Annotated in this window: 26 protein-coding genes; 13 read left to right on the top strand and 13 right to left on the bottom strand. The window is 70.2% G+C overall.

Going from position 1 to position 26,994, the window contains the following annotated elements; genetic code table 11:
* Positions 1-1,110: a suppressor of fused domain protein gene (locus F8566_RS40480; protein ID WP_151568021.1), complete on the bottom strand. Its 1,110-nt coding sequence runs from the start codon at positions 1,108-1,110 to the stop codon at positions 1-3.
* A 150-nt stretch (positions 1,111-1,260) separates the two neighbouring features.
* Between F8566_RS40480 and rlmN the strand changes: the two genes are divergently transcribed.
* From rlmN to F8566_RS40455, 5 genes are all read left to right on the top strand, one after another.
* The gene (gene rlmN / locus F8566_RS40475; RefSeq protein ID WP_151568019.1) at positions 1,261-2,379 is read left to right on the top strand and encodes a 23S rRNA (adenine(2503)-C(2))-methyltransferase RlmN; all 1,119 of its coding nucleotides are present in this window, start codon (positions 1,261-1,263) and stop codon (positions 2,377-2,379) included.
* Positions 2,380-2,477: 98 nt separating this feature from the next.
* Positions 2,478-3,368 (top strand): 3-methyladenine DNA glycosylase, encoded by an 891-nt coding sequence (locus F8566_RS40470; RefSeq protein ID WP_151568166.1) that lies wholly within the window; start codon positions 2,478-2,480, stop codon positions 3,366-3,368.
* Between the two features lie 78 nt (positions 3,369-3,446).
* The gene (locus F8566_RS40465; RefSeq protein WP_192810104.1) at positions 3,447-4,052 is read left to right on the top strand and encodes a DivIVA domain-containing protein; all 606 of its coding nucleotides are present in this window, start codon (positions 3,447-3,449) and stop codon (positions 4,050-4,052) included.
* Between the two features lie 105 nt (positions 4,053-4,157).
* Complete coding sequence (locus F8566_RS40460; RefSeq protein WP_151568015.1) at positions 4,158-4,988, top strand: DUF1963 domain-containing protein; 831 nt, start codon at positions 4,158-4,160, stop codon at positions 4,986-4,988.
* Between the two features lie 123 nt (positions 4,989-5,111).
* Positions 5,112-5,684 carry a protease gene (locus F8566_RS40455; protein ID WP_151568012.1) on the top strand — a complete coding sequence of 191 codons (573 nt, stop codon included), beginning with the start codon at positions 5,112-5,114 and terminating at the stop codon, positions 5,682-5,684.
* Between the two features lie 10 nt (positions 5,685-5,694).
* Here the strand turns inward: F8566_RS40455 and F8566_RS40450 are convergent, their stop codons facing one another.
* Positions 5,695-6,375 (bottom strand): hypothetical protein, encoded by a 681-nt coding sequence (locus F8566_RS40450; protein ID WP_151568009.1) that lies wholly within the window; start codon positions 6,373-6,375, stop codon positions 5,695-5,697.
* Positions 6,372-7,082, bottom strand: a complete 711-nt coding sequence (locus F8566_RS40445; RefSeq protein ID WP_151568007.1) for an ATP-binding cassette domain-containing protein — start codon at positions 7,080-7,082, stop codon at positions 6,372-6,374. Before F8566_RS40445 ends, F8566_RS40450 begins: the two co-directional genes overlap by 4 nt.
* Positions 7,083-7,148: 66 nt before the next feature.
* On the opposite strand from F8566_RS40445, the gene F8566_RS40440 reads away from it, so the two are divergent.
* Complete coding sequence (locus tag F8566_RS40440) at positions 7,149-7,559, top strand: HIT family protein (protein ID WP_151568004.1); 411 nt, start codon at positions 7,149-7,151, stop codon at positions 7,557-7,559.
* A 75-nt stretch (positions 7,560-7,634) separates the two neighbouring features.
* On the opposite strand, the gene F8566_RS40435 is transcribed toward F8566_RS40440, so the two are convergent.
* Entirely contained in the window at positions 7,635-7,925 is a 291-nt protein-coding gene (locus F8566_RS40435; RefSeq protein WP_151568001.1) for a type II toxin -antitoxin system TacA 1-like antitoxin, read from the bottom strand.
* A 133-nt stretch (positions 7,926-8,058) separates the two neighbouring features.
* Positions 8,059-8,565 (bottom strand): Lrp/AsnC family transcriptional regulator, encoded by a 507-nt coding sequence (locus F8566_RS40430; RefSeq protein WP_151568164.1) that lies wholly within the window; start codon positions 8,563-8,565, stop codon positions 8,059-8,061.
* Positions 8,566-8,791: 226 nt separating this feature from the next.
* Here F8566_RS40430 and F8566_RS40425 point away from each other — a divergent pair, with 226 nt between their 5' ends.
* The 6 genes from F8566_RS40425 to F8566_RS40400 all read left to right on the top strand — a co-directional run bounded on the left by F8566_RS40425 (position 8,792) and on the right by F8566_RS40400 (position 16,032).
* Positions 8,792-10,246, top strand: a complete 1,455-nt coding sequence (locus F8566_RS40425; protein ID WP_151567998.1) for a gamma-aminobutyraldehyde dehydrogenase — start codon at positions 8,792-8,794, stop codon at positions 10,244-10,246.
* Positions 10,247-10,279: 33 nt separating this feature from the next.
* Positions 10,280-11,464 (top strand): ABC transporter ATP-binding protein, encoded by a 1,185-nt coding sequence (locus tag F8566_RS40420; RefSeq protein ID WP_151567995.1) that lies wholly within the window; start codon positions 10,280-10,282, stop codon positions 11,462-11,464.
* Positions 11,461-12,732, top strand: a complete 1,272-nt coding sequence (locus F8566_RS40415; RefSeq protein ID WP_151567991.1) for a polyamine ABC transporter substrate-binding protein — start codon at positions 11,461-11,463, stop codon at positions 12,730-12,732. Before F8566_RS40420 ends, F8566_RS40415 begins: the two co-directional genes overlap by 4 nt.
* Before the next feature lie 170 nt (positions 12,733-12,902).
* Positions 12,903-13,766, top strand: a complete 864-nt coding sequence (locus F8566_RS40410) for an ABC transporter permease (protein WP_151567987.1) — start codon at positions 12,903-12,905, stop codon at positions 13,764-13,766.
* On the top strand, positions 13,763-14,605 hold the full coding sequence (locus F8566_RS40405; RefSeq protein ID WP_151567984.1) for an ABC transporter permease: 843 nt from the start codon (positions 13,763-13,765) through the stop codon (positions 14,603-14,605). Before F8566_RS40410 ends, F8566_RS40405 begins: the two co-directional genes overlap by 4 nt.
* A gap of 20 nt (positions 14,606-14,625) precedes the next feature.
* Positions 14,626-16,032, top strand: coding sequence for an NAD(P)/FAD-dependent oxidoreductase (locus F8566_RS40400; RefSeq protein ID WP_151567981.1), 1,407 nt, complete (start codon positions 14,626-14,628; stop codon positions 16,030-16,032).
* Between the two features lie 48 nt (positions 16,033-16,080).
* On the opposite strand, the gene F8566_RS40395 is transcribed toward F8566_RS40400, so the two are convergent.
* Positions 16,081-16,593: a PH domain-containing protein gene (locus tag F8566_RS40395; protein ID WP_225993964.1), complete on the bottom strand. Its 513-nt coding sequence runs from the start codon at positions 16,591-16,593 to the stop codon at positions 16,081-16,083.
* 132 nt (positions 16,594-16,725) lie between these two features.
* Between F8566_RS40395 and F8566_RS40390 the strand changes: the two genes are divergently transcribed.
* Positions 16,726-17,406 (top strand): hypothetical protein, encoded by a 681-nt coding sequence (locus F8566_RS40390; RefSeq protein ID WP_225993953.1) that lies wholly within the window; start codon positions 16,726-16,728, stop codon positions 17,404-17,406.
* Here the strand turns inward: F8566_RS40390 and F8566_RS40385 are convergent.
* From F8566_RS40385 to F8566_RS40355, 7 genes are all read right to left on the bottom strand, one after another.
* Complete coding sequence (locus F8566_RS40385; RefSeq protein ID WP_151567978.1) at positions 17,367-18,551, bottom strand: hypothetical protein; 1,185 nt, start codon at positions 18,549-18,551, stop codon at positions 17,367-17,369. The genes F8566_RS40390 and F8566_RS40385 overlap by 40 nt on opposite strands.
* A 182-nt stretch (positions 18,552-18,733) precedes the next feature.
* Entirely contained in the window at positions 18,734-19,585 is an 852-nt protein-coding gene (locus F8566_RS40380; RefSeq protein ID WP_151567975.1) for a glutamate ABC transporter substrate-binding protein, read from the bottom strand.
* A gap of 11 nt (positions 19,586-19,596) precedes the next feature.
* Positions 19,597-21,099, bottom strand: a complete 1,503-nt coding sequence (locus F8566_RS40375) for a hypothetical protein (protein WP_225993952.1) — start codon at positions 21,097-21,099, stop codon at positions 19,597-19,599.
* Complete coding sequence (locus F8566_RS40370; protein WP_225993951.1) at positions 21,096-22,043, bottom strand: FHA domain-containing protein; 948 nt, start codon at positions 22,041-22,043, stop codon at positions 21,096-21,098. Before F8566_RS40370 ends, F8566_RS40375 begins: the two co-directional genes overlap by 4 nt.
* A 2-nt stretch (positions 22,044-22,045) precedes the next feature.
* Positions 22,046-23,353: a vWA domain-containing protein gene (locus F8566_RS40365; RefSeq protein WP_151567972.1), complete on the bottom strand. Its 1,308-nt coding sequence runs from the start codon at positions 23,351-23,353 to the stop codon at positions 22,046-22,048.
* Positions 23,350-24,531 (bottom strand): PP2C family protein-serine/threonine phosphatase, encoded by a 1,182-nt coding sequence (locus F8566_RS40360; protein ID WP_225993950.1) that lies wholly within the window; start codon positions 24,529-24,531, stop codon positions 23,350-23,352. The genes F8566_RS40365 and F8566_RS40360 overlap by 4 nt, the downstream gene beginning before the upstream one ends.
* Positions 24,528-26,969 (bottom strand): serine/threonine-protein kinase, encoded by a 2,442-nt coding sequence (locus F8566_RS40355; protein ID WP_151568152.1) that lies wholly within the window; start codon positions 26,967-26,969, stop codon positions 24,528-24,530. Before F8566_RS40355 ends, F8566_RS40360 begins: the two co-directional genes overlap by 4 nt.
* Between the last annotated feature and the right edge of the window lie 25 nt (positions 26,970-26,994).

Here is a 26,994-nt window from a genome sequence, read left to right as displayed (position 1 = left end):
TCAGCTGACGACCCAGGTACGGGACTGTTGGGACAGGCGGCGGATCAGGGCGTCGGAGCCCTCGCTCTTGGCGTAGTTGTGCTCTTCGCCCGTGATGGGGACGAGCCACAGCCAGTGGACGGGGTCGCCTTGAATGGTGAGGCCGTCCATGGGTGGGGCGATGGGGCCAGGGAGACGGGTGGGGTCGTCCAGGAGGAGCACGCCTTCCCAGTCGGCCGACTCGGTCGTGTTCAGCGGGAACGTCCGAGCCTCGTGGTACCACTTGACGACGTCACCGGGGGCGAACCACGTGACGGAACGCCAGGGGTATTGGGCCAGCCAGGGGAAGATGCTGCCCGCGCGCTGGCTGGGCAGGGTGGTGGCAAGGGCGAGCTCTATGCGGGCATGCGGGGCCACCTCGTCCTCGTACAACTCGATCGTGGGCATGCGCTGGCGGCTCATGCCCACTGTGCTCAGCACCGTGAACTCGCGGTCACCGCGAGCGGGACGTTCCGAGACGCCGACCGTAGGGGCCAGGCCGTCGCGCAGTTGGCGGCCCACGTCGTGCCAGTAGTGGCCGCCTGGGCCGAGGCGGTGGAGGAGATGACCGAGGACGGATTGCTGGAAGTCCGCCCAGGAGCCGTCGGCCCGTACGGTCTGCCAGTGCCGGCGGGCACGTTCGAGGCGAGGGCCGAACGGCTCGTCCGAGAGGGGGAACGCGAACGGGCTCTGCTTGGTCGCGTCGCGGCTGTAACCGGGGATGCCGCGTTCCATGTCGGACCAGCCCGGGATCACGCAGAGCAGGTCACCGGCCTCCAGGATCGCCACGCCGTCGCCCTCCTCGAACCACACCGTTTCGAGGTCGCCGAGGGCCGGGCGGCCCTCCGGGTGGCTCACGTGATCGGCGCTCAGCAACGGCGCGAGGCCTGCGTCCAACCGGGACCGGTCGAAATCCTGGGAGGCGGGGCCGTGGTTGGCGATCCACACCGCCCCGACGACCGCGTCCTTGGCGTTCCTGAGATAGGCGGCCGAGACGACGCCGTCGGTCTCCACCACAAGCCTGCGGCTTCCGTACGGGCTGACCTCATCGAGGACTGCCTTCGAAACGGACCCCCTGTGCAATACCGACATGATCGAAAGCCTAATCCCCGCTAATGGTCATGCGCAGCATCCCGGACGTAACCCCCGTACGGCTCAACCCCCCGTACGGCTCAACCCCCCGTACGGCTCAACCCCCGTACGGCCCAGGCACACGCTGGGGTTTGCGACACTGGAAGGACCATGTCTGCCACCGAGAAGACCCCGGCCAAGCTCGTCTTCGCCGCACCCCGCCGCGCCAAGCCGCCGCGCCACCTCGCCGACCTGACCTCCGCCGAACGCCGGGAGGCCGTCGCCGAGCTGGGCGAGAAGCCGTTCCGCGCGGATCAGCTGTCGCGGCACTACTTCGCGCGCCTTGCCGACGACCCGGCCGAGATGACCGATCTTCCGGCCGCGGTCCGGGAACGGCTGGCGAACGAGCTGCTGCCCGAGCTCCTGACGCCCGTCCGCGAGCTGACCTGCGACGGCGGCAAGACGCTCAAGACGGTCTGGAAGGCCTTCGACGGCGTGCTGTTCGAGTCGGTGCTGATGCGCTATCCCGACCGGGCGACGATGTGCGTCTCGTCACAGGCCGGATGTGGCATGAACTGCCCGTTCTGCGCCACCGGGCAGGCCGGGCTGACCCGCAACCTGTCCACGGCGGAGATCGTCGAGCAGGTCGCTGCGGGCGCCCGTGCCATGGCCCGTGGCAAGATCACTGGTGGGCCCGGCCGGGTCTCCAACATCGTTTTCATGGGCATGGGCGAGCCGCTGGCCAACTACAAGGCGGTGCTCGGGGCGGTCCGCCGGATCACCGATCCGGCGCCGGCGGGCCTCGGCATCTCCCAGCGTTCGGTCACGGTGTCCACGGTCGGCCTGGTCCCGGCGATCGAGAAGCTGGCGGCCGAGGACATGTCCGTACGGCTCGCCCTGTCGCTCCACGCGCCCGACGACGAGCTGCGCGACGAGCTTGTCCCGATCAACAACCGCTGGAAGGTCAGCGAGGTCCTGGACGCCGCCTGGGCGTACGCGGCCAAGTCCGGCCGCCGGGTCTCGATCGAGTACGCGTTGATCAAGGACATCAACGACCAGGCGTGGCGGGCCGACCTGCTCGGCAAGCTTTTGCGCGGGCATCTCGTGCACGTCAACCTCATCCCGCTCAACCCGACGCCCGGCTCCAAGTGGACCGCCTCGCGCCCGCAGGACGAGAAGGAGTTCGTCCACCGCCTGGAGTCCCACGGTGTGCCGGTCACCGTCCGCGACACGCGCGGCCGTGAGATCGACGGCGCCTGCGGCCAGCTCGCCGCCACGACCAAGGACTGACCCCCGGCGTGGCGAACGGCTCGGCGAGCGGCGTGGTGAGCGGCTCGGCGAATGGCGCGGCGGAGGGTGCGGTCGGCAGGTTGGCGGCGGGCAGGCGAGTGAAAGATCAGCATGGTGCTCTGGCTTTGGAGTCTGCTGCATGGCGGGCACGGGCCGAGGCGCATCGGCGGCGGGTCGCGGGCTGGGTGGAGCCTCATCTCGAACGACGCGGACGTGGTGTGGCGCATCCGGTTGAGGATTTCCTGTTCAGCTACTACGGCTACAGCCCGGGCAAGCTGCGCAGGTGGCATCCGGGGGCGGGCGTCGTCCTTCTGGGCGCCGATGCGCGGGAGTTCGGGCGCGACTATCTCGACACACCCGAGGGTGCCGTCCTCGACGTCGCCTCGTTGATGACCAAGCGCAAGGCCGCGGTGGAGTTCGCCGCCGCGCTGCTGGCCGCGACCGCTCGACGGCCTGCGCATTTCGGGTGCTTCGGGATGCACGAGTGGGCGATGGTCTACAGGTCGCAGGAGATCCGGCATTCGGCTTGGCCGATGAGGCTTGAGGCCGAGGAGATCGCGCAGGTCGTGGAGGCCCGCGGCGTGCGATGCAGCCACTTCGACGCGTTCCGCTTCTTCACCCCGGAGGCGCGGCCACTGAACGTTCTGCAGCCCACCCGGGAGCGTCAGGCGGAGCTCGAACAACCCGGCTGCCTGCACGCGAACATGGACCTCTACAAGTGGGCGTTCAAGCTCTCGCCCCTCATCAGCAGCGAGCTGGTGGCCGACTGCTTCGCGCTGGCCCGTGACATCCGCGCCGTGGACATGCGCGCCAGCCCGTACGACCTCAGCGCGCTCGGGCATGAGCCGATCAGGATCGAGACGCCGGAAGGCCGCGCGGAATACGCCAGCGAGCAGCGTGGATTCGCCGAACGCGCGCATCCGCTTCGGCAGCGCCTGCTCGATGCCTGCGAACGGCTTCTCGGCACCACGCGCTCCGCTGCCATCTGACCTTGCGCGCTGGGCGTACGGGCGCCACTCTGTTGCCGTTGAGCCTTGGGGGAGGCGCGGAACGAGGAGCGAGGGACGGTGAAGACGAGAACACACCGCCTGCCCGTGGCGCTGCGGGGGTACGACCGCGGCCAGGTGGACGATCTGCTCGGCCGTATTCGGAGCACGCTCGGCGCCACGAGCAAGCCGACCGGTCCCGCCATAAGAAGACTCCTCGCCGCCGGAGGCGGCACTGCTCCCGGAGGCGACACCGCTGCCGAAGGCGGCACTGCCGTCGAGAGAATCACCGCTGACGACGTGCGGGCGGCCCGCTTCGACATCGTGCTGCGGGGGTACGAGCCGCGCGCGGTGGACGAGCTGCTCCAGGAGTGCATCCGCGAGCTTCAGGCCGCCGCACCCATCGGGCTCCGCCCGGGGCGTGGGCGGGTCCATCCGGGCTGGCTGATCGGCTGGATCCAGAACGCGCGGTTCACCGGCGCCCGGATGCGGACCGGATATGACGTGCGCGACGTGGACGCCTTCCTCGAACGGGTGATCACGGGGCTGCGCGGGACGGCGCCGCCGGTGACGGCTCGGGACGTACGGGAGATCGTTTTCCGGACCGTACGCTTCGGGCCCGGTTACGACGAGGCAGAGGTCGACGCTTTCCTGGTCCAGCTCGCGGGCGCGCTCGAACGCCGCTGAAACCCCACGCCGGCGGAGCCTGCCCCCGGTTAGGGACGAACCGGATATCCACAGATCTTGGCCGGGTGCTGGCGCGCGGCGCCCGAACACGCAACGCTACGTGACATGGATCACTTCGCCGCGCAGCATCAGCGGCTGCGCTCCCTGTTCGGCGTCTTCTTCGCCCCCGAAGTCACCGGCGCGCTGCTTCCGCTGGCGCGACCCGCGCTGCGGCTCGGTCCGGACGGCGACACGACGGTACGGCTCGGCGGCACGCCGCTGCTTCCGCCCGGCGAGGAATGGCCGACGTGGGAAGGGCGACCCCTCGACTTCATGCTGGCGGTCGACTTCGCGGACCTGGCCAAGGTGATGGACATTCCCGGGTTGCCCCAGGAGGGCCAGGCAGCGTTCTTCTATGCGAGTGCCCTGCCGCGCCCTTGGGGAGACGACCGTGCGCAGCGGGACGGGTGGCGGCTCTTCACAGGCGGCCTGCACGAGGTCGAGCCTCCCGAAGGCACGTCCTCGTTCCCGATCTGCCCGCTCGGCGCGGCGCCGTTCCTCTCACTGCCCGCGCCACAGGAGACCGTGGTCAGGCGTCTTGAGGAACGCTACAGCGGTGTCCTTCCGGTGTACGAGCAGTTGCACGCGGCGTGGCTCCAGCACGTATGGCCCGACGACACTCCGCTGCACCAGCTCGGCGGCTGGCCCGCGCTCGTGCAGCGGCCGCTCGGCCCCGACTGCACGTACGCGTCGACGGGTCGCGACCTCGACACGATGGCCCTCTCTCCCGAAGAGGAGACGGCCGCCGAAAACGAATGGCAGCTGCTGCTCCAGCTCGACTCCGACGCGCGGCTCGGCTGGGACTGGGGCGCCCCGGGCCGCATCTACTTCTGCGTCAACTCCGCCGGACGGTTGGAAGACACCTGGCTCACCCTGCAGGCGGCCGCCACTGCCTGACGACCTCCTGGCTGGATCCGGTCGGAAGTTGGCGTGCTCGCCGCTGTCCGCTCCTGGGAGCCCTGACTAGCGTCAGCGACGTTCCGTACGATCCCGTGTGCACGAAGGGTTCCCAGGGCCGACATGAGCAAGCTGTTCCTCATCCTGCACGTCCTCGCCGCGATCCTCGCGATCGGCCCGGTCGCCGTGGCCGCCAGCATGTTCCCGCCTGCTCTGCGCAACGCGAAGACGGATCCGGACTCCCTCCCGGCACTGCGCAACCTGCACCGCATCTGCCGCGTGTACGCCGTGTTCGGCATCGCCGTGCCCGTCTTCGGATTCATCACCGCCAGCAGCATGGGAGTCCTCAGCGATCCGTGGCTGGTCATCTCGATCCTGCTCACCGCCGCGGCAGCCGCCGTTCTCGGCCTCCTCGTCCTGCCCCGGCAAGCCGCCGCGCTCGCCGCCGTCGAAGGCGCACCGGCCGCGAGTCGGATGGAGGGCGTGGCAGCCGAACGCCAGACCGAGGGCGCGTCAGCCGAACATCAGACCGAGGGCGCGTCAGGTGGCGGTCGGGCTCAGCGCGCGCAGGGCGAGGGGTCGGACGTCGGGCCTCTTGCTGCTCGGCTGGCCATGTTCACCGGGGTGTTCAACGTGCTCTGGGCGGTGGTGACGATTCTGATGATCGTCCGGCCTGGGTCCACGACCGGCGCGTGACGTTCTGCGGTCAGGGGCGGGTCCGGCGGATCAGGACGTACGTGACGCCCACGGCAGCCGTCCAGAGCGCGATGTGGAGGCCCAGACCCGGGAACGCGGCGATGAGATCGTCCGGGCCGTCGTGGGCGGCACGGATCCAGTCGACCATCGGGACCGACAGCCATGACAAGGGGCCGATGCTGAGCAGGAGGGCCGCGGCCGCACCACCGAGGAGCGCCAGCAGCGAGACGCCCGGATCCGGGATGATCGCACGGCTCGTCCAGGCGCCCAGGAAGGTGCCGGCGGCGGCCACCAGGAGATTGAGGGCGAGGCCGGCTGATACGGCGCCGGCGTCGAGACCTGCGGAGAGCCCCTGCGCTGTCGGCACCGCGATGACGGCGACGCCCAGGGCCAGGTTGACGGCGTAGGCCGCCAGGAGACCAGCGAAGGCCGGGGTCAGGTGGTGGCGCGCGGCGGTTGCGGACAAGGCACGCTGTTCGTCCGGCTGGGTGTCCAGGAGCGCACGGGCGGTCCAGGCCCACACCGGGAACATGAACGCCGCGACGTCGCCGAACGCCCCGGCGGCCAGCCTGGCGTTGGCCGGGGCCTGGGAGAGCAGCAGCGCCAGGATCAGGAAGATGACGATCACCGGCTGCAGGATCCGGAGGGACCGCAGGTAGCCGGACACCTGGAAGCGCGCGAGCGCGATCACCGGTCGGCCCTCCGTACGTCGTGGCCGTCCGCGCGGAGCTTGGTCGCGACCTCCTCGGCCTCGCCGGCCCGGACGACCACCTCCAGCACGGTCCACTCGGCTTCTGCGGTCACCGGGGTCACGGTCCCTTTCTCGACGCGGATCCGGTCGACGCCGGGGACCGACTCGATGACGCGCTGGTGGTCGCTGACCACGACCGCCGTGCCTGCCCCGGCCAGTTCGGCGATCAACCCGGGGAGCGTGTCGCGGCTCTCGGCGTCCAGGCCGGCGAACGGTTCGTCGAGGATCAGCAGGCCGGGTTCGGCGAGGAGCGCCTGGGCGAGACCTACCTTCTGCGCGCTGCCTTTGGACAGCTCTGGCAGCCGCACGTTCAGGAGGTGCTCGAACCGCAGCCGCTCAGCCCACTCGCCGATGGCAGGCCGCCTGATACCGCGTACGGCCGCCATATGGTCCAGGTAGGCCGACACAGTGAACGGCTGGTCCACCGGAAAGCGTTCTGGCGCGTACCCCACCCGGTCTGGGCGACCCGTGATGGTGCCGCGGTGCGGCGCACGGAGTCCCGCCAGCAACCGGAGGAGCGTGGACTTCCCGGCCCCGTTGCGTCCGGTCACCTCCAGCACCCGGCCCGGCGGGAGGGAGAACGAGACGTCCTGGAGTACCCAGGGGGCTCTCCGGCGATAGCGGAAGGCGACCTCGGTCAGCTGCATAGGCCACGGACAGTAGTGATCTCGCTGTAAGCGCCCCGTTAGCCCGGAGCTGACAGAATGCGGCTCATGAGCGGCTGCGTGTTCTGCGAGATCATCAAGGGGGAACGGCCGGCGCATCTCGTGCTGGACGCCGAGGACGCCATGGCGTTCCTGGACACGCGGCCCCTGTTCAAGGGGCACACGTTGCTAGTGCCGCGCGAGCACCACGAGACGCTGACCGACCTGCCCGCGGATCTGGTGGGCGGGCTCTTCGGCCACGCGCAGCGGCTCGCGGCCTCGATGGAATCGGTGCTCGGCGCGGCGGGCTCGTTCGTGGCGATGAACAACCGCATCAGCCAGAGCGTGCCTCACCTGCATGTGCACGTGGTGCCCCGCAACCGCAAGGACGGGCTGCGCGGCTTCTTCTGGCCACGGCAGAAGTACGACTCGGACGCCGAGGCGGCCGAGTACGCCGCCCGGCTCCGTGCCGGGACGTGAATCCCGGGCACGGAGCCGAGCCAGATCAACGGCCGGATCACATGGCCGAGTCGACGAGCCGAATCAATCGGTCCTTCAGCCGAGTGCCGCCACGACGGCGACCAGCGGGATGACGGCGGCTTCCTGTCCGGCGGGTGAGGTGGAGGCGCGGTCCGGGCCGTCGAGCATGGCCTCGCGCGCCGCGGCGTACTCGTAAAGATCGCGTTCAGCCCGGTCGAGGACCGTGGACAGGACATATTGCGGGACCGTCCACCCCATGAGTTCCGCCGCCTTGCGGATCACGCGGCTCTGTTCCTCGGACGTCCGGAACTCGATGTGATCGTCGTCATGGGAGACGGGAAGGTCCTGGTGAACCGACTCAGACATGGCCGGTCTCCTTCCTTACAGCATCCAAAAGTACGCCCGGCGGCGCAGATGCGGCATCCCCAATAAGAAGGAGAATATGGAGGTTTCGGCCTACTGGATCGTTCTGCGTGTACCGGGAGCCGGACAGGGCTGGTCAGCGGGTGCCCCACGAGTAGGTCTGCTTGCGCAGCTTCAGGTAGACGAAGCTCTCGGTCCCTAGCACGCCGGGCACGGCCCGGATCCGGCCGAGCAGCTCCAGCAGCTGCTCGTCGCTCTCGGCGACCAGCTCCAGCAGGATGTCGAACGAGCCCGCGGTGATGACCACATAGTCGATCTCGTCGATGGCCGCGAGCTCGTCGGCGACCTTCTCCAGGTCGCCCTCGCACTTGACGGCGATCATCATCTGCCGGGAGAAGCCGAGCATGAGCGGGTCGGTGACGCCGACGATCTGCATGACGCCGGTGTCCAGCAGCTTCTGCACGCGCTGGCGCACCGCCGCCTCGGAGAGCCCGACCGCCTTGCCGATCGCCGCGTACGACCGGCGGCCGTCCTGCTGGAGCTGCTCGATGATCTGCTTGGCCGTGTCGTCCAGCGGAACGGCGGCCTGTCCCCGCCGCCTCCCTCGTCCACCCGCCTGCTCCGGCGCGGCGGGCTCCCGCATCGCCTGTTCCCGGGGCTGTTCCGGCGATTCCGGAAGATCGTCCGGGGGGCGCGCCACCATCGTGCTCTCCTTCGCTGCGGCATCGTGCCTGCTTGAGCTACTTGCCAAGTGATTCCGTCGTGAAATTGGATCGTAACAACGGAATCACTTGTCATCATGCCAAACCTCTGTCAAGGTCGGGGCCAATAGGACACATCGGTGCGTGCCCATCGAGGAGGGTCGGACGGTGACCAGCGACAGCAGGACAAGGCTGCGCAACTTTATCGGCGGCGAGTACGTGGACGCCAAGGACGGCCGGACCATGGAGGTGGTCGATCCGAGCACCGGCGAGGTCTACGCCGAGGCGCCCGTCTCCGGAGCCGAGGACGTGGACGCCGCCTTCCGCGCCGCCGGAGACGCCTTCCCGGGCTGGCGGGACCTCACCCCGAAGGACCGGAGCCTCGCGCTGCTCCGCTTCGCCGACGCGCTGGAGGGCCGGGCCGAGGAGCTCGTCGCGGCCGAATCCCGCGACACCGGCAAGCCGATCCAGCTCACCGCCGACGAGGAGATCCCTCCGATGGTGGACAACATCCGCTTCTTCGCCGGGGCGGGGCGGATCCTGGAGGGCAAGGCGTCGGGCGAGTACATGACCGACCACACCTCGTCGGTCCGCCGGGAGCCGATCGGGGTGTGCGCCCAGGTCACACCCTGGAACTACCCGATGATGATGGCGGTCTGGAAGTTCGGGCCGGCGCTGACCGCCGGAAACACCGTCGTCCTGAAGCCGTCGGAGACGACGCCCGCCAGCACGCTGCTGCTGGCCGAGATCGCGGCCGAGTTCCTGCCGCCGGGCGTCTTCAACGTCATCTGCGGCGACCGCGACACCGGCCGCTCGCTGGTCACCCACCCCACCCCGCAGATGGTGTCGATCACCGGCAGCGTGCGGGCGGGCATGGAGGTCGCCCGGGCGGCCGCGGACGATCTCAAGCGCGTGCACCTGGAGCTCGGCGGCAAGGCCCCGGTCGTGGTCTTCGAGGACGCCGACATCGAGAGCGCGGCCGAGGGAATCGCCGGCGCGGCCTACTTCAACGCCGGCCAGGACTGCACGGCCGCCACCCGCGTGCTGGTCGCGGACCGGCTCGCCGACGACTTCACCGCGGCGCTCACCGAGGCCGCCCGCGGCACGAAGGTCGGCGTGCCCACCGACGCCGACGCCGACTACGGCCCGGTCAACAACGCCGACCAGCTCGCCCGCGTCCAGGGCTTCCTGGACCGCACACCCGACCACGCCGAGGTGCTCACCGGGGGCGAGCGCCTCGGCGGACCCGGCTACGACGGCGGCTACTTCTTCGCCCCGACCGTCATCGGCGGGCTGCGCCAGGACGACGAGATGGTCCAGAACGAGATCTTCGGGCCGGTCATCACGGTCCAGCGCTTCAGCGACGAGGAGCGCGCGATCGAGTGGGCGAACGGCGTGAAGTACGGGCTGGCGGCGAGCGTCTGGACCCGTGACCACGGCCGCGCGATGCGGATGACCAAGGCGCTCGACTTCGGGGCCGTCTGGGTCAACACCCACATCCCGTTCGTCTCGGAAATGCCGCACGGCGGCTTCAAGCACTCCGGCTACGGCAAGGACATGTCGATGTACGGAGTCGAGGACTACACGCGAATCAAGCACGTCATGCACTACATCGGCGCCTAGCACGCCGTTCGAACCCCGCGAAGGACCCCGCTCATGACTGAGACCTCGCATCCTCCCGTACGCGACGACCAGGAGACGTCCGGCTCCGCGCTCCCCGCCATCGAGCTCACCGGTGTGATGAAGGAGTACCACGCGCACGGGGAGAAGGTGGCCGCGGTCCGCGGGATCGACCTGGCGATCGGGCAGGGGGAGTTCTTCTCCCTGCTCGGTCCGTCGGGATGCGGCAAGACCACCACCATGCGGATGATCGCCGGGTTCGAGGAGCCCACCGGCGGCGAGGTGCTCCTGAACGGCAAACCCGTCACCGACGTGCCCGCCAACAAACGCGACGTCAACATGGTCTTCCAGTCGTACGCGCTCTTTCCCCACATGAGCGTGTTCGAGAACGTCGCGTTCGGGCTCCGGCGCAAGGGCGTCGCCAAGGACGAGATCCGCAGGCGGGTCGCCGCCATGCTGGACATCGTGGATCTGGCCGGTCGCGAGAAACGCCGGCCGGGCGAGCTGTCCGGAGGCCAGCAGCAACGCGTCGCACTGGCCCGCGCCCTGGTCAACCGGCCGCGCGCGCTCCTGCTCGACGAGCCGCTCGGCGCGCTCGACCTCAAACTGCGGCAGCACATGCAGGTCGAGCTCAAACGCATCCAGCGCGAGGTCGGCATCACGTTCGTGTACGTCACGCACGACCAGAGCGAGGCGCTCACGATGTCGGACCGGATCGCGGTCATGAACGACGGCCGCATCGAGCAGCTCGGCTCGCCCCGGGAGATCTACGAGCGCCCCGCCAGCAAGTTCGTGGCGGGCTTCATCGGCACGTCCAACCTGCTCGCCGGTGAGATCGGCGAGGTGCGCGACACCGAGGCGTTCATCACTTACGGCGGCGACGGGCAGATCGTGGTGCCGCTGGACGGCCGCACCGCGGCGCCCGGCGACCGGCTCGAACTGACCGTGCGTCCCGAGAAGATCGAGATCGCCACGCAGCCGCCCGGCGGCAACGGCGCCGGCAGTGCGGGCGGCGGCTACAGCGGCTCGCGGGTGCGCGCGAAGGTGGCCGAGGTCGTCTACCTCGGCACGTCCACCAACTACATCGTCACCACGGCGGCGGGCGACGAGGTCACGGTCTTCCTGCAGAACGCGACGAACGCCGACGACATCGCCGGACGCGGTGACGACGTCTGGCTGTCATGGGAACCGCGCCACTCCTACGCGATCGGCGCGTCATGACCCGTCCGGACAACGACCCCGCGTTCGTCCGGGGCATCGACCCTGCGCCCGTCCGCAGCATCGATCCCGCGTTCGTCCGCGGCATGACGACACGGCGCGGCGCGCTCCGGCTGCTCGGCGCCTCCGCCGCCGCGTTCGCGCTGAGTGCGTGCGGCATCCCCGGCCAAGGTGGCCGCGGCAAGGTCAACCAGGCGCAGATCGACGCGTTCTGGAAGGGCAAGGGAGGCAAGGGCAGCATCAACTGGGCCAACTGGCCCGGCTACATGGAGGACGACCGGGCCACCATCAAGGCGTTCACCAAGGAGACCGGCATCCAGGTGGCCTACAAGGAGGTCATCCAGGAGGCGGCGGAGTGGTTCGGCAAGATCCAGGCGCCGCTCGCCGCGAACCAGTCGATCGGCTTCGACCTGATGGTGGTCACCAGCGGCATCCAGACGACCAAGCTCATCGAGCTCGGCTATCTGGCGCCGCTCGACCACACGCGCCTGACCAGGTTCGCCAAGCACGCGGGGCGGAAGTTCCAGAACCCGCCGTACGACCCGGGCAACGCCTTCACCATCCCGTACGTGTCCGGGGTGACCGGCATCGCCTACAACACCAAGTACGTCAAGGAAGAGATCACCAGCGTCGCCCAGCTCTTCGACCCCAAGTACAGGGGCCGGGTCGGCATGATGAGCGACTCGCAGGAGCTCGGCAACTTCGCCATGTTCGCCCTCGGGATCGACCCGGAGAAGTCCACGCCCAAGGACTGGGAGAACGCCGCGCGCAAGCTGCGCGACCAGCGCGACCAGAAGATCGTCCGTAAGTACTACGAGCAGAACTACATCGACGCCGTCACCAAGGGCGACGTGTGGCTCACCATGGCCTGGTCCGGTGACGTCTACTCGCTGGCCAGCGACGACGTGAAGTTCGTGGTGCCGCGCGAGGGCGGCACCATCTGGACCGACCTGATGATGATCCCGAAGACGGCCGCCAACCCGGTCGACGCCCTCACGCTCATGGACTGGCTGTACGACCCGCGCCGGAACGCCACGCTCACCGAGTACATCAACTTCGTCACCCCGGTGCCCGAGGCCAAGAAGTTCATCGCCGCCGACGCCGCGGCGGCGAAGGGCGACGACAAGGCGGATCTCGAACGCCTCAGCAGCAGCCCCCTGGTCTTCCCTTCGGACGCCGACCTGGCCAAGCTGCGCACCTACCGCGTCCTCACCCAGCAGGAGGAGACGCAGTACCAGAAGATCTTCCTCCCGATCGTGCAGGGGAGCTGACCGATGACCGCAGCGAAGCGAGGATCAGCGGTCAGCTGTTCTTGCCGGGGGGTCTGGGGGGTCGTCCCCCCAGAAAGGAGCTGACCGATGACCGCAGCGAAGCGAGGATCAGCGGTCAGCTGTTCTTGCCGGGGGGTCTGGGGGGTCGTCCCCCCAGAAAGGAACTGACCATGCGTCGTCTCAGGGGTGCTTTGACGCCCTATCTGCTGATGCTCCCTGCCGGGCTCTGGCTGCTGGTCTTCTTCGCGATCCCGCTGGTCTACATGGCCTCGGTGTCGCTGATGACCGGGAACCTGATCGACGGGTGGAAGCTCACCTGGCACTGGCAGAACTACACCGAAGGCCTCGACGTCTACGGCGACAAGCTGCTCCGGTCACTCTGGTACGGGCTGATCGCGACGGTGGCGTGCATCGTCCTGGCCTATCCGGCGGCGTACTGGATCGCGTTCAAGGGCGGCAGGCACAAGTCGACCTGGCTGTTCCTGCTGCTGCTGCCGTTCTTCGTGTCGTTCGTCCTGCGCACGATCTCCTGGAAGCTCGTGCTGACCGACAACGGGCCGATCCTGGGGCCGCTCAAGAGCTGGGGACTGCTGCCGGACGGCTTCCACGTGCTCGACAGCGGCTTCGCGGTCATCTCCGGGCTGACGTACAACTTCCTCCCGTTCATGGTGCTGCCGATCTACGTGGCGCTGGAACGCATCGACTACCGGACCATCGAGGCGGCGTACGACCTGTACGCCGGCCGGGTCGAGGTGTTCCGGCGGGTGGTGCTGCCGCTGTCGCTGCCGGGGGTCTTCGCCGGGGTCATCATGACGTTCGTCCCGGTCACCTCCGACTACGTCAACGCGCAGGTCCTCGGCGGGCCGGGCAACACGATGATCGGCAACGTGATCCAGGCCGAGTACTTCACCAACAGCAACTACCACACGGCCTCGGCGCTCTCGTTCACGTTGATGGCGCTGCTCCTGATCGGGATCTTCGCGTACGCGCGGGCCCTCGGCACCAAGGACGTCTTGGAGGCGGCAGGACGATGACGACCACGATCTCCGCCCCGCCGCCCGTCGCCGCGCCGCGGCGCCGCCGTCGCCGGCCCCTCAGGGGGCGCGGCCTGCATCTCTACACGATCGTGCTGGTCGGCTGGCTGCTCGTGCCGATCGCCGTGATGATCCTCTTCGGCTTCAACGACACCCACACCAAGCAGAACTTCGAGTGGGAGGGCTTCACGCTCAAGTGGTACGTCCATCTGTTCGACAAGAAGGACCTCACCACCGCGCTGATCAACTCGCTCACCATCGCGCTGCTCACCACGCTGATCGCGACGGTGCTGGGGACCCTGCTCGGGCTGGCCATCGGGCGGCACCGGTTCCGCGGTCAGGGCATGGCCAACCTGGTGATGTTCGCCGCGATCTCCTGCCCCGAGATCGTCATGGGTGCCTCGCTGTTGTCGATGTTCGTGGCGACCGAGACGCCGCGCGGCTACCTGACCATCCTGGCCGCGCACGTCATGTTCTCGGTGTCGTTCGTGGCGATCACGGTCCGGGCGCGGGCGGTCGGCATCGACCCGTCGGTCGAGGAGGCGGCGCGCGATCTCGGCGCCGGCCCGCTCACCACGTTCAGGCTGGTCACACTGCCGATGATCATGCCGGGGGTGCTGTCGGGGGCGCTGCTGGCGTTCGCGCTGTCGGTGGACGACTTCATCATCACCAACTTCACCAGCGGATCGACCCAGACGTTCCCGCTGTGGGTCTGGTCCTCCACCCGCACCGGCACCCCGCCCCAGGTCAACGTCATGGGCACGCTGATCTTCGCCATCGGGGTGCTGCTCGCCGTCATCAACATCGTCGCCGCCCGTCGCCGCGCCCGGCACAGCTGAGGGCCGTGAGGAGTGGAAATGTGAACGCGCTGACGTCGCTTGCCGAGGCCGAACCGGCGCCGTACTGGCTGCAGGACCCCGCACGCCCCGAGGCGGGCGCGGCCCTGGTCGGCCGGGAGACCTGCGACCTCGCGGTGGTGGGCGGCGGCTACACCGGCCTGTGGGCGGCACTGCGGGCCAAGGAACGCGATCCGTCGCTGGACGTGGTGGTGCTGGAGGCAGACCGGATCGGCGCCGCCGCCTCCGGCCGCAACGGCGGCTTCTGCGCGGCCAGCCTGACGCACGGGCTCGGCAACGGCATGGAACGCTGGCCGGAGGAGATGGCCGAGCTCGAACGGCTCGGCCACGAGAATCTCCGGGACATCGGCGCCACCCTCACCCGGTACGGCATCGACGCCGAGTGGGAGCTCACCGGCGAGCTGAACGTCGCCACGCAGGAGTGGCAGATCCCCGGGCTGGCCGAAGACGCCGAGGCGGCCAGCGCCCTCGGCCGCGCGCCGATCCTCCTCGACGCCGCCGAGGTCCGCAAGGAAGTCGACTCGCCCACGTATCTCGGCGGCCTCTGGGATCGCGACGGCGTGGCGATGGTGAACCCCGCCAAGCTCGCCTGGGGGCTCGCCGACGCGTGCCGTTCCCTCGGCGTCCGCATCTACGAGAACACCAGGGTCACGGGACTGCACAGCGGCTCACGGCTGCGCCTGTCCACGCCGTACGGCGCGGTCGTGGCCGGCAAGGTCGCCCTTGGCACCGGAGTCTTCCCGCCCCTCCTGAAGCGTCTCCGGCACTTCCTGGTGCCGGTGTACGACTACGCCCTGGTGTCCGAGCCGCTGAGCAAGGAGCAGCGTGAGGCCATCGGCTGGACGCACCGGCAGGGACTCGGCGACAGCGCCAACCAGTTCCACTACTACCGGCTGACGGCCGACGACCGGATCCTGTGGGGCGGCTACGACGCGATCTACCACTTCGGCAACGAGATCCACGCCGAGCTCGAACGGCGGCCCGCCACGTTCGCCACCCTGGCCGAACACTTCTTCACGACCTTCCCGCAGTTGGAGGGCCTCCGGTTCAGCCACGCGTGGGGCGGGGTGATCGACACCTGCAGCCGCTTCTGCGCGTTCTTCGGCACGGCGCACGGCGGGCGCCTCGCGTACGCCGCCGGCTACACGGGGCTCGGCGTGGGGGCGACACGGTTCGGCGCGGACGTCATGCTGGACCGGCTCGGAGTCGGCCTGGCGCCCGGGGAGGAGACCGAGCGCACCCGCCTGCGGATGGTTCGGTCCAAGCCGGTGCCGTTCCCGCCGGAGCCGCTGCGCTACGGGGTGATCGAACTGACCCGCCGGGAGATCGCCCGCGCCGACCGCAACGGCGGCCGCCGGGGGCTCTGGCTGCGCACGCTCGACCGCTTCGGCCTCGGCTTCGACTCCTGAGGGCCGGAGAGCCCGAGAGAGCCCGAGGGGCCCGTCCACCACTTGAGGTCAGTCCGGCGACGCGTCCTCGGCGCCGAAGATGACCGAGGAGACCTCAAGGTAGAGCTGCTCGGGATACGGCATGTAGCCGACGTTGCGGAGTGCCTGCTTTTGGCCCGCCGACTCCATCACGAACTCGCCGTACCCCAGCATGCGTCCGGCGAGCGAACGTTCCAACGCGATGTCGGTGACCTTGGCGAGCGGCATCATCGCGACCGAGCGGTTGAGCACGCCACTGATCACCATCACCCGGTGCTCGGTGACCAGGAAGAACTCGATCGACCAGGCGATGACCTTCCAGGTCAGGTAGCCGAGCAGCAGCAGCCACAACCACCAGACCCAGGTGACGCCGAGCGCCGCGCCGACGAAGCCGCACAGGACCAGGCCGGCGACGACGAGCGAGACGGGGAGCAGCAACACCGCGGGATGCCGCCGGACCGCGATCACGCGCCCCTCGTACGACATCAGGTACCTGTCGACGGTCCGCGAGCCCGCGTCGCGGAACACCATCATGTCTTGCATGTTCACGGCGGCACCCTCGTCATGATCCGGTGACTTCAAACGGTAGCCGACCGGAGCGCGCCTCCGCAGTCCCCATGAGGTCAGAAACCGACGGCCGGTGACCGGGTTCCGTAAACGGTCTTGTATGTGCGGGTGCGAGACCACAAGATGTTGCTCATGGACGGCGCTCAGCGGCCTGCCCCGGGTCCGGCTCTGGACGACGGCTCTGCGGGCGCTCGCGGCCCGCAAGGGGAGTTCGTCCCGGACGTCACCGGGCGTCCCGTCTGGCGGTTGCTGTTGCGCGGGCTCGGCGTCTACCTGCCGGGCTGGCATCTTCCCGGTGGTGCGCTGCGCGTGGCCGAGGGGCCGTCCGAGACGGGCATGAACGGCTTCGGGCCGCCGGCGTTCCTCAACGGCGACGCCGGGTTCGGCCTGCACCTGCCCGTCCGGCGGCGGGGCCTGGAGCCGGACCGGGAGATCTATGTGCGCGGCCGCGACAACCCGAGCTTCGGCATCGTCATCGCCGGTCCGGCGGCCGCGATCGGCACCCGGATCGTGGACGCCGGGGAGTTGCTGCGGTACGCGCGCAAGCTCACCTTCGAGGAGCTCTTCGACACGGGTGACGCCGACTCGGTCCCGTACGCCGTGCGCGCCGCGAAGGCCGTGGAGAACGTGGTCTTCCTCGACCGCGCCACGGGCATCGGGCTGTGCGCCGAGGTCGACCAGGTGACAGGCGCGGTCACCTGCCCGGTCTTCGTCCAGCTCGGCGACCCCGGCGAACGGACCGTACGGGCCTACGGCGTGGCGGCCCAGGCGGTGAGATCCCACAACTGATGGGACGGGAGCCGGCGCAGCCGCACGGTGGCCGCGGCAGGATCCCAGTAGACCTCGTCGCTCTCCAGCTCCAGCGACTGCGGCGGGGTCAGCACGGCGCACAGCAGCTCGTCCCGCGCGCGTACGGCCATGAGCGGGCCGATCTGCGCCACGGCGCCCGTGCTCTCGTGGAGCGTGCGCAGCAACGCCTTGAGCGCCGCCTCGTCCTCCGGGGCCCGCGGCGGCTCGACACCCGGCGGCAGGACGGGCCGGCCGCGCGACAGGCCGTTGCCGTTGTGGGGGAGGTCGGCGCCGGTCGAGATCAGCAGTGCGGTGAAGCCGCCCGCGAGGTCCTCCATGTTGTGCCCGGCGAGGAAGTAGCGGCGCCGCTCAGGCGTCCCCGGCGTCGAGCCGTTCGGGCCCTCCATCGTGCGGAACCGGATGTTGAGGCGGGCCGTGCGGACGCACCGTTCGTAGACCTCGGTGAGGATGTCGTCCAGGTGCTCGTCCCGAGTCCACAGCCGTCCGGTCGCCGTCACCGCCGCGGCGTCGCCCTCGCCGCCGCGAGGCTGGCCGGTGAGAGAGGAGGTGACCGCCTCGTCCAGCTCGCCCTCGGTGAACTGGAGCAGCTCGGTGACGACGTCCTCCACGTCTTCGAGCGTCCGGGTGAGCGTGCGCTGCAGCTCCAGGATCTCGGTGCCGCTGCGTTCGAGATCGGACAGCCGGTCGAGCGCGGCGTCGACCTTGCCCTCGACCGCGGCCGTGCCCGCGCGGGTGACCGACCGCACCGACGTCTCGACCTCGACGAGCTTGCGCCGCAGCGCGGCCAGCGTGACCCGCTGCTTCTCCAGGTCGTGCAGGCGGGTGGCCTGGACCCGCAGGTAGCCGTCGGCCTGGTGGACGAGCGCGGCGAGCTCCTCGACCTGGCCGGTGTTCTGGCGCAACCGCGAGTCGAGCGCGGGCAGCACGTCGCGCTTGACCTTGGACAGCTCGGCGGTGAGCTGCTCGCCGACGGTCACGAGCACGGTGTTCTGCTTGCTGACCTGCTCGTTCAGCTCGTCGATCCGGCGGACGAACGCGCGCGCCTGGTCCTTGCTCTGCTTCCCGGCATAAAGCTCGAGCGCCCCCACGACGACGCACATCACCACCAGGATGACCGTCGTCATGGTGCTCCTCGTACCTCTCGCCGGTCGGGTGGTTATTACCGGAAATGCTTTTGATCGCGACCATAACGTACGATCCTGGGCCGGAAGTGCCACTTGCGTAACCGACTGATCTCGGTATCCCGTCAGGCAGCCAAGCGAAGCTTGTCCTTTGAAAGGCGGCTGGGTGGGGGCTGGAGGACGGTCTACTCGCACCCCTCGAACTGGGGGACCGTCGTCGTGTACTTGAGGCGGACGGGATCGAACCACTTGGCCAGAAGCTTCTGCGCTGTCCCGTCCTGGTACATGCTGGTGATCGCCTTGTTGACCGCCACGCAGCCGTCGGTGTCACCGAGCTTCATGCCGATGCCGTAGTTCTCGTCCGAGATCGGCGCGTTGACGATCTTGGGCGTTCCGCCCTGGGCGCCGCCGCTCCTGGCGGCCTGCGCGGCGAGCCCGGCGAGGATCAGGTCATCGGTGGACACGGCGTCGACCGTGCCCTTGGTCAGCTTGTCGAGGCAGTCGGCGTAGCCGGTGGCCGGCACCGGCTTCGCGGCGATGCCCCTCTCCTTGGTGACGCGCTCGTAGGACACCGAGCCCTCCACCTGGCAGAGGGTGCGGTCCTTGAGGTCGCGCACGTTCCTGATGGTGCTGTCACCACGGACCAGCACGTCCTGGTGGGCGATGTAGTAGGGCCCGGCGAACGTCACCTCGGCCTTGCGGTCCGGCGTGATCGAGTAGCTGGCCACCACGAGGTCGACGTCCCCGTTCTTGATCATCTGCTGCCGGGTGCCGGACGTCACCTCCTTGAACGTGACGTTCCCGCCGGTGACGCCGAGCCGCTTGGCGACCTCCCGCGCGATGTCGATGTCGAAGCCCTCGTAGCCGCCGGCGGGCGTGCGGACGCCCACCCCGGGCTGGTCCTTGTTGACTCCGATGACCAGCGTGTCCTTGCCCGCCACCGAGCCCTCCTGGGCGGCGCCGATGCCACAAGCGGAGGCTCCCAGGACGGAGGCGGCCGCCAGGGCGGCGCCCCCGATCCGACGACGTACGCGCATTCTCTGCTCCCTCACCGGTACTCCGAGAGCCGGGGGCGGACGCCGGCCAGGACCACCGCGACCAGCACCAGCCCCGCGGCCGGGATCACGATGTTCCAGCCGGCGGTGCCGTCGTCGCCCTTCTTGATCGCGTCGTCGAACGCGGTCTGGTGGATCTTGATGAGCTCGTTCAGGGCCACGTCGTACCTGACGAAGGACGAGTCGGGCCTGGCCAGCCGCTCCGTGATCGCCTGCTGCCGCTGGTCGTTCGCCACCAGGGAACGGAGGGCGCGGTCGTCGCGCTGGTACGCGCGGTACGTGGTGAAGACCGAGCCGAGGGCGGCGTTCTGGCCGGGCAGCGAGGCACGGCGGGACTCCGTGCCCAGGAAGCCGAGGTACTCCCGTTCGCGACCCGGCGTCTGCACGGCCGCGCTGTACTGCGCGAGGCTGTCCGCCTTCACGTACAGGATGGCCTGCGACTTGCTGAGGAAGACCTGCTCGTAGGTGTCGGCGCGGACCGGGTCCAGCAGGAACCTCGTCTGGTCGGCGTTGGCGCTGTTGCCGATGGCGCGGGCCCGCGACAGCGCGAGGATGGAGTCGAAGCCGTCCTCCTTGGCCTTGCGCAGTTGATCGGCCTGGCCGCCCAACATCGTGAAGCTCACGCCCACCAGGACCAGCGTGGCGACAGTGGCCAGTGCCAGCGCGGGGTTGAGCATCCGCCGGAAGCGCGCGGCGAGGAAGAGCTGCAAACCGCCGAGCAGCGCCAGCAGAACGATCCCGGTGAGGAGCACCCACAGCCTGCCGTTCGAGACCGCGTCCTGCTTGTCCTCGTACGTGTGGCGGACGAGGGTGCCGTTGTCGAGGGTCAGGTTGTAGGCCTTGGGCAACAGGTCGAGCTTCATCAGGTCGGTCGCCTGCCGGTAGACCTTCAGCACGGGCTCCGGCGGCGTTCCCGCGGTGTGCGGCGTCTGCTGGTCGAGCAGCAGCGCCTGCCCGGCCAGCCGCTCGTAGCGCGCCACCGCGTCCAGCAGTTCGCGCGCGGTGCGTTTCTCGGTGTCATCGTCGGCCAGCCTGGCCGCCTGGAGCAGCGCGGTGCCGGCGCGGAGGCGGCTGTCGTCGTAGTCGCGGAGCGCCTGGTCGCGCTTTTCGCCGAGGTTCGGTGTGCGGCCGATCAGCAGCGCGTCCGCGAGCCGCGCGTCCATGTTGATGAGCTGGGTGTAGAGGTCGCCGGTGGCGACGACCTGCCGCCCCGCGTCGTGCCCGATGACCCGGACGCCGTCGCGCGCGTTCCCGACCGCGCTCCAGGTGACGGCGAGCAGTCCGGCCAGCGCGATGAGAACCAGCACCGTGAGGGAGCGGATCCGGCTCGCGACGGTCCGCGGGACCAGCCGCGCGGCACCGGTGCGCGGCTCGCTGCGCGCGGCGGGACGGCCGGGCAGCGCGGGCGGGGCTGCCTGCCGTGTCGCCGGCGCCGTGCCCGGAGGCGGTCCGGGGGGTGGCGAGCCCGCCGAGGGAGCCTGGTGTACGGCCGTCATGTAGCCTCGCCTCTCCGCAGCGTGATGGTGGTCCAGGCGCCCACATGGATGCGGTCGCCGTCGCCGACCGGGATCTCGACGTTGTACGGGATGGGCTCGGTCGCGCCGTTGAGGCACGTGCGGTTGGTGGAGCCCGGGTCGACCAGGGTCCATGTGCCGTCCGGCTTGGCCAGCAGGACGGCGTGGACGTGCGAGACACCGGGGTCCTCGGGCGGCTCGCGCAGGTCGATCTCCGGCGTGCCGTGCGAGGAGCTCCGCCGCCCGATGCGCACCTGCTGCGCCTCCAGCGGGATCCGGCGTTCCGGGTGGTACGGGGGGAACGCGAGATTCCCGGAGTCGGGCCCTTCCTCGGCGACGATCGTCGCGAAGTAGTCGCGGTCGGCGTTCACCAACGCGACCCAGCCCGTGCCGGGGGTGGCTGCTCCTGGCGCGGCTCCAGCCGCTGCCCCGGCGGACCCGCCAGGCGCGGATGTTCCTGGCGCGGACCCGGCTGGCGGCGCTCCGGAGGCAGGCCCTGCGATGCGTGAGGCCCTCTCGATGGTGGCGTCACGGCTCGCCGTTCCAGCCGGTGGGCCGGCGGGAACGGGGGGCGCGGCGGGCGGGGAGGCGGACGCTCCGGTCGTGCGCCGCTGGAGCTCCTCGGGAGCGATATGGCGCGACGGCCCGGAAGCATGCGGGGAATCCGGGTGGGGCGGCTGGGTGACGATCACGGGTGTCGGCTTGCCGCCGCCGGTCGCGAAGTCGTACCCGCACTCCTCGCAGAACCGGTCGCTCGACGGTGTCCCGCAGTCGGGGCACGGAGCTCCTGCCGCCGACCCCACCGCGTGCATCTGCATGGTCGGGCTCGGCGTGCCGGTCGGCGCCGCCGGAGCGCCGATGCGCTCGCCGCAGACGTCGCAGTAGTCGGTCGCGCCGGAGGTGTGGCCCGCCGGGCAGGTCGCCATCGTCACCCCTCGCCCTTCCGTGTACGGACGGTCTTGGTCGACCGCGTGTCCAGGGACATCTCGTCGGCCTTCTCGACGTTCTTCTTCAGCCGGACGGTGCCGGTCGCCGGATCGACCACGTCCACGACCTTCCGCAGCAGCGAGGTGATCTCGTCGTTGCCGGCCTCCTCGGCGAGCTTCACGGCGCGGCCGAGGCGCGCGGTGGCCGTGTCCTCGTCGCCGTCCTTGCGGGCCTGCAGTCCCTCCTGGATGGCGTCGGCCAGCTCCGCCTGCCCGGTGTAGTGCGCGACGCGCGGGTTGATCCTGGTGGAGGCCGCCTCGTCGTCGGTCCACTGGACCAGGACGTTGCCGGTCGCCAGGATCTCGTCCTCGGCCCCGGCGGCGCCCGGCACCACGAGCTTGACCCAGCCGGCACGCAGCTCCTTGCCGACCTCGCCCGGCGACACCTCCACGCAGATGTGGTAGTCGCGGCTTTCCGCGCCCCACGCGCCGAGCGGGTAGTCGCCCGCCTGCGGCCCCGACTCGGTGCGCTTGCCGGTGAGGTCCTGCACCGTGGGCATCACCTGCTTGACGAAGCGCAGCTTGGCGGTCTGCGGCGTCCACACGCGCAGCGCGACGTCGGCGACGGCCTTGCCCATCGCGGCCTCGGTCATCGCCTGGAAGTCGGCGACCAGGCCCTGCGGGTCGGCGACGATGTCGACGCTGCCCAGCAGCGCCGACGAGACCTTGCGCAGTTCGGCGACCTCCCAGTCGGTGCCCACGCCGCGGCAGTCGCACACGAACCGGCCGGTGCAGCGGTAGAGCACCGCGTCGAGTTCCTCGGCGGTCTCGTGCTGGTTCTTGCCGTCGGTGAGCAGGATGGCGTGCCGGATGCCCTCCTGGTGCGCGTCGAAGAGCTGGTCGGCCAGCCGCAGCCAGGAGCCGATCGCGGTGCCGCCCTGGGCCTGCAGGCGGCTCAACGCCTGCTTGGCCTGCTGCCGGGTGGTGGCGTCCGCCCGTACCAAGGTGGTCTGCTGCGGGAAGACCATCTTCGCGGTGTTCGCGCCCGAGATCACCGCGAAGAACACCCCGTCGCGGAGCGTGTCGACCGCGACCTGCGCGGCCGCGATGGCGGCGCGCAGCTTGGTGTCGGGATAGGACATCGAGCCCGACGTGTCGATGATGATGACCTCGGCGGCGGAGGCCGGCTGCGAGACCCCGGTGGGCGACCCGGTCGACTCGACCGACACGACCGCGTGGACCTCGCGGCCGCCCTCGGGCAGGTACTTGTTCTGGTCGATCTTGATGCTGAACTGCGGCTGCTCGCTCATGGGGCATGCTCCGTGTTAGGCGTGACCGGGTCAGGGGCGACCGTGCCGATGGCGACCGGGACGACGGCCACCGAGATGTTGTCCCGGCCTCCCGCCTCGAGGGCGAACCGGACCAGCGTCCGGGCCGCGCCGAGAGGGTCAAGGGCCGGGTCGCACGCCGCGCCGGCCAGGACGGCGACCAGGTCCTGGGGCTTGGGCGCGTAGTTCCACAGGCCGTCGCTGCAGACGAGCACGGCGCCGGGACCGCCGGGGGAGAACGTGCGGACCCGCGGCCGTACCTCGTCGGCGTCCGCGCCGAGCCAGGCCGTGATGACGTGGGCGTTGGGATGCGCCTCGGCCTCGGCCTCCGTCAGCGCGCCCTCGGCGACCATGAAGGCCGCCCACGAGTCGTCCTGAGTGAGCTGCTCGGACTGAGTGAGCTGCTCGGACGCCGCGTCCGACCCGCCGCCGCCCAGCCAGTAGGCACGGCTGTCGCCGACCCAGCCGACGGTCACGGCGGGGGTGCCGGTCGCCGGGTCCGCGTACGTGAGCGCCGACACGTACGTGCACGAAGGGGCGTCGGACGGTGACTCGGCGAGCGCCGCGACGGCCTCGGCCGCCTTGAGAGCGGCGTCGCACGTGGCCTCCTCGGGAGCGGCGCCGGATCCGAAGCGGGCGGCGAGCTCGGCCACGCCCGTCTCCGCGGCGGCGCGGGAGGCGTCGTCGGGATGGGGGGAGGACCCGACGCCGTCGCAGACCACCGCCGCGATCCCGCCGGAGTGGGCGGCGAGGGCGAGGAAGTCCTCGTTGCGGGCGTAGCGGCGGCCCCGGTCACTGGCCCCCGCGGCCACGCTGCCCGGGAGCTCGATCTCGATGTGGTCGCGTTCGGCCGGCTGCCGCATGCCGCAGTGCTCGCAGTAACCGTCGGCATCGATCGCGGTGGCGCCGCATTCGGTGCAGGCGGGCCGCGGCGACTTCGGCTCGGTCCGCCTGGTCGGGCGGGTCCCGGGACGCCCGGCCGGGAGGACCTTCGCGGTGACGCCCTCGCGCGCCACCCGCCCGGCCTGGACGGCCGCCGTCGCCTCCGCGGTCAGGGGATGCCCGCAGGCCTCGCAGAACCCCTCTCCCTCGAAGACCCCCTCCCCGCAGTTGGGACAAGCCCGCATCGGTGCCTCCACCACGTTCTGGTCCTCCGTCAAAGCAGGGTCCTCGGACGTACGGCGTTGGCGCGGTCGATGAGGAGGCGCCGATCCTCCTTGTCACGCGTGTGCTGGGCCAGCGCACGGTACTCGTCTTCCAGAACGCGGCGCAGCGCTGCCGCGTCGGTGAGCGGGGCGCCGAAGAGCGTCCCGCCCTGGGCGTTGCCGTGCCGGGAAGAGCCATGGTGTGAGGAGGGCAGGCTCAGCCACGCCAGGGCCGCCTCCAGCACCTCGGCGACGAGCCGAGCGCGCCGTTCACCCTCCAGGTCCAGGCGGCTCAGCCGCTCGCCCGCGCCGGCCAGCTCGGCGGCGGTCAGATCGTTGACCGCGCGGCCGCGCACGACCGTGGCCACCGCGGCGACCTGGGCGGGCAGATACCGGATCGAGGTCTTGGGGACCGAGTCGAGCACGGCGACCGCCGCCGTCCGGTTTCCCGCCTTGAGATGGATGCGGGCAAGGGCGAACGCGGCGTTGATGTAGGACTGGTCGGTGCGCCAGACGGTCTCGTACAGCCGTATGGCCTCGCGCGGCGCCCGTTCCTCCAGGCAGTAGGCCAGCGCCAGCTTGGGTGCCGCCTCGCCGGGGAGCAGCGAGTAGAGCCGGTCGAACTGGGGCTGCGCCTTGTCCAGGTAGCCCTCCGCGAGCGTGGCGAGGGCGCGGTACCAGTCGACCCGCCAGTCGTCGGGACGTTCCGCCGCCACCTGGTCGAGGAACGCCCGCGCGGCGGGGAAGTCGCCGAGCTCGATGCGCACGCGGGCCAGGGTCAGCGAGATCTCGGGCGTCTGCTGCGGCGCGTTCGCGATCGTCGCGGCGAGCTGGGCGGGCTCAAGGGCCGTCAGCCCGGCGAGGAACCCGGCTGCCGGGTCGGTACCGTCCACCAGCGGGACGGGCAGCGAAGCCGCCGCGGCGGCGCGGGAGAGCGGCGGCAGCGCCGTGTCGTCGTTGCCCGGCCGGGTCGTGTCGGTGCCCGGCGCGAAGCGCTCCGGCCCGAACAACCCCGACGCGGCGGGGCGGGCGTACCCGTCCTCGGCGGCCAGCACCTCGCGCAGCACGCCGGTCAGCTGGTCGGCCATCTCGGCCGCGTCGTGGAACCGCAGCGCCGGGTCGCGGTGCGTCGCGCGCCGCAGGAAGCGGTCGTACGACTCGTGCCGCATTAGCAGCGGGACCTCGGTGCGCGCGGGGATCGCGTCGGAGAACTCGGTGGTGAACCGGGCGAACCGGAAGCTCAGCACCGCCAGCGCCCGGCCCACCGTGTAGAGGTCGGAGCTGATCGACGGCCCGGCGTCGGCGATCTCGGGTGCCTGGTAGCCGACCGTGCCGAAGATCGCGCCGTCCTGGTCGTCCAGCCGCCGCACCGCGCCCATGTCGATCAGGCGCAGCTGCTCCTCGGTCTGGATGACATTGTCCGGCTTGAAGTCGCAGTAGACGAGACCCTGCGAGTGCAGGTAGCCGAACGCCTGGAGCACCTCCAGCGCGTACGCGATGGCCTGGCCGAGGGGGAGCGCGTCCTCGCCCTGCTTGCGCCGCTGCTGGAGGATGTCCTTGAGCGACTGGCCCCCGACGTACTCCATGACGATGTAGCCGGAGCCGCTGTGCTGCACGAAGTTATAGATCTTGACGATGTTGGGGTGCTCGACCTCGGCGAGGAACGCGCGTTCCGCCGCGGCCGCCGCCAGCGCGTCGGCGTCGCCCGAGTCCAGCAGGCCCTTGAGCACCACCCACCGGTCGCTGACGTTCTTGTCCTTGGCCAGGTAGATCCAGCCGAGGCCGCCGTGCGCGAGGCAGCCGAGCACCTCGTACTGCCCACCGACCAGATCGCCCTTCTGCAGCTTGGGCGTGAACGAGTAGGCGGCGCCGCACTTGGCGCAGAACCCTTCCGTACGGCCGGGGCGGCCGCCCTTGGCACGCCCTACGGGCTCACCACAGCCGCTGCAGAAGCGGCGGTTCTCCGCGACCTCGGGGTTGGCGAGAATGGCCGTGGACGGGTCGCGATAGGGGACGCGCGGCACTTCGACCAGCCCCGCGCCGAGAGCTCCCCGGCGTCCGGATGAACGCGACGATCCAGTGCGGCTGCTGCCCGTTCTGACACTGCCGGTGGCGAAGCTGCCAGAGGGAAGGCTGCTAGAGGAAACGCTGCCCGAGGACGTGCTGCCTGAGGTTGCAGGTGTTGAAGCAGGAGTACCCAAGGAGGGAGGGCTGCCGCAGACGTCGCAGTAGCCGTCTTGCAACGTTCCGGTGCATCCGGGCTGCGTGCACCGTCCTGGTGCGGCCATCGGCGGGGCAGCCGCAGCAAGGGGCGCAGGTGCGCTGGCGGACGCAGGAGGATTGCCGCACACGTCGCAGTAACCGTCTTGGAAACTGCCCGTACAGCCGGGCTGGGTGCACTTGTCAGCGGACGCCGATCCTGGCTGTGCTTGCCTTGGAGCCTCAGGAGGCATGCCGCATATGACGCAGTAGCCGTCT

It is taken from the genome of Actinomadura rudentiformis (assembly GCF_008923185.1).
Classification (GTDB): Bacteria; Actinomycetota; Actinomycetes; order Streptosporangiales; family Streptosporangiaceae; genus Spirillospora; species Spirillospora rudentiformis.
The sequence above is the reverse complement of the archived record's forward strand: the minus strand, read 5'-3'. Positions and strand labels throughout refer to the sequence as shown.

Excerpts from the sequence above, each read along its gene's own strand:
- F8566_RS40480 (WP_151568021.1), bottom strand. The coding sequence starts at position 1,110 with ATGTCGGTATTGCACAGGGGGTCCGTTTCGAAGGCAGTCCTCGATGAG.
- rlmN (WP_151568019.1), top strand. The coding sequence starts at position 1,261 with ATGTCTGCCACCGAGAAGACCCCGGCCAAGCTCGTCTTCGCCGCACCC.
- F8566_RS40460 (WP_151568015.1), top strand. The coding sequence starts at position 4,158 with ATGGATCACTTCGCCGCGCAGCATCAGCGGCTGCGCTCCCTGTTCGGC.
- F8566_RS40455 (WP_151568012.1), top strand. The coding sequence starts at position 5,112 with ATGAGCAAGCTGTTCCTCATCCTGCACGTCCTCGCCGCGATCCTCGCG.
- F8566_RS40445 (WP_151568007.1), bottom strand. The coding sequence starts at position 7,082 with ATGCAGCTGACCGAGGTCGCCTTCCGCTATCGCCGGAGAGCCCCCTGG.
- F8566_RS40440 (WP_151568004.1), top strand. The coding sequence starts at position 7,149 with ATGAGCGGCTGCGTGTTCTGCGAGATCATCAAGGGGGAACGGCCGGCG.
- F8566_RS40435 (WP_151568001.1), bottom strand. The coding sequence starts at position 7,925 with ATGTCTGAGTCGGTTCACCAGGACCTTCCCGTCTCCCATGACGACGAT.
- F8566_RS40430 (WP_151568164.1), bottom strand. The coding sequence starts at position 8,565 with ATGCGGGAGCCCGCCGCGCCGGAGCAGGCGGGTGGACGAGGGAGGCGG.
- F8566_RS40420 (WP_151567995.1), top strand. The coding sequence starts at position 10,280 with ATGACTGAGACCTCGCATCCTCCCGTACGCGACGACCAGGAGACGTCC.
- F8566_RS40415 (WP_151567991.1), top strand. The coding sequence starts at position 11,461 with ATGACCCGTCCGGACAACGACCCCGCGTTCGTCCGGGGCATCGACCCT.
- F8566_RS40410 (WP_151567987.1), top strand. The coding sequence starts at position 12,903 with ATGCGTCGTCTCAGGGGTGCTTTGACGCCCTATCTGCTGATGCTCCCT.
- F8566_RS40405 (WP_151567984.1), top strand. The coding sequence starts at position 13,763 with ATGACGACCACGATCTCCGCCCCGCCGCCCGTCGCCGCGCCGCGGCGC.
- F8566_RS40395 (WP_225993964.1), bottom strand. The coding sequence starts at position 16,593 with ATGCAAGACATGATGGTGTTCCGCGACGCGGGCTCGCGGACCGTCGAC.
- F8566_RS40385 (WP_151567978.1), bottom strand. The coding sequence starts at position 18,551 with ATGACGACGGTCATCCTGGTGGTGATGTGCGTCGTCGTGGGGGCGCTC.
- F8566_RS40380 (WP_151567975.1), bottom strand. The coding sequence starts at position 19,585 with ATGCGCGTACGTCGTCGGATCGGGGGCGCCGCCCTGGCGGCCGCCTCC.
- F8566_RS40375 (WP_225993952.1), bottom strand. The coding sequence starts at position 21,099 with ATGACGGCCGTACACCAGGCTCCCTCGGCGGGCTCGCCACCCCCCGGA.
- F8566_RS40370 (WP_225993951.1), bottom strand. The coding sequence starts at position 22,043 with ATGGCGACCTGCCCGGCGGGCCACACCTCCGGCGCGACCGACTACTGC.
- F8566_RS40365 (WP_151567972.1), bottom strand. The coding sequence starts at position 23,353 with ATGAGCGAGCAGCCGCAGTTCAGCATCAAGATCGACCAGAACAAGTAC.
- F8566_RS40355 (WP_151568152.1), bottom strand. The coding sequence starts at position 26,969 with ATGCCTCCTGAGGCTCCAAGGCAAGCACAGCCAGGATCGGCGTCCGCT.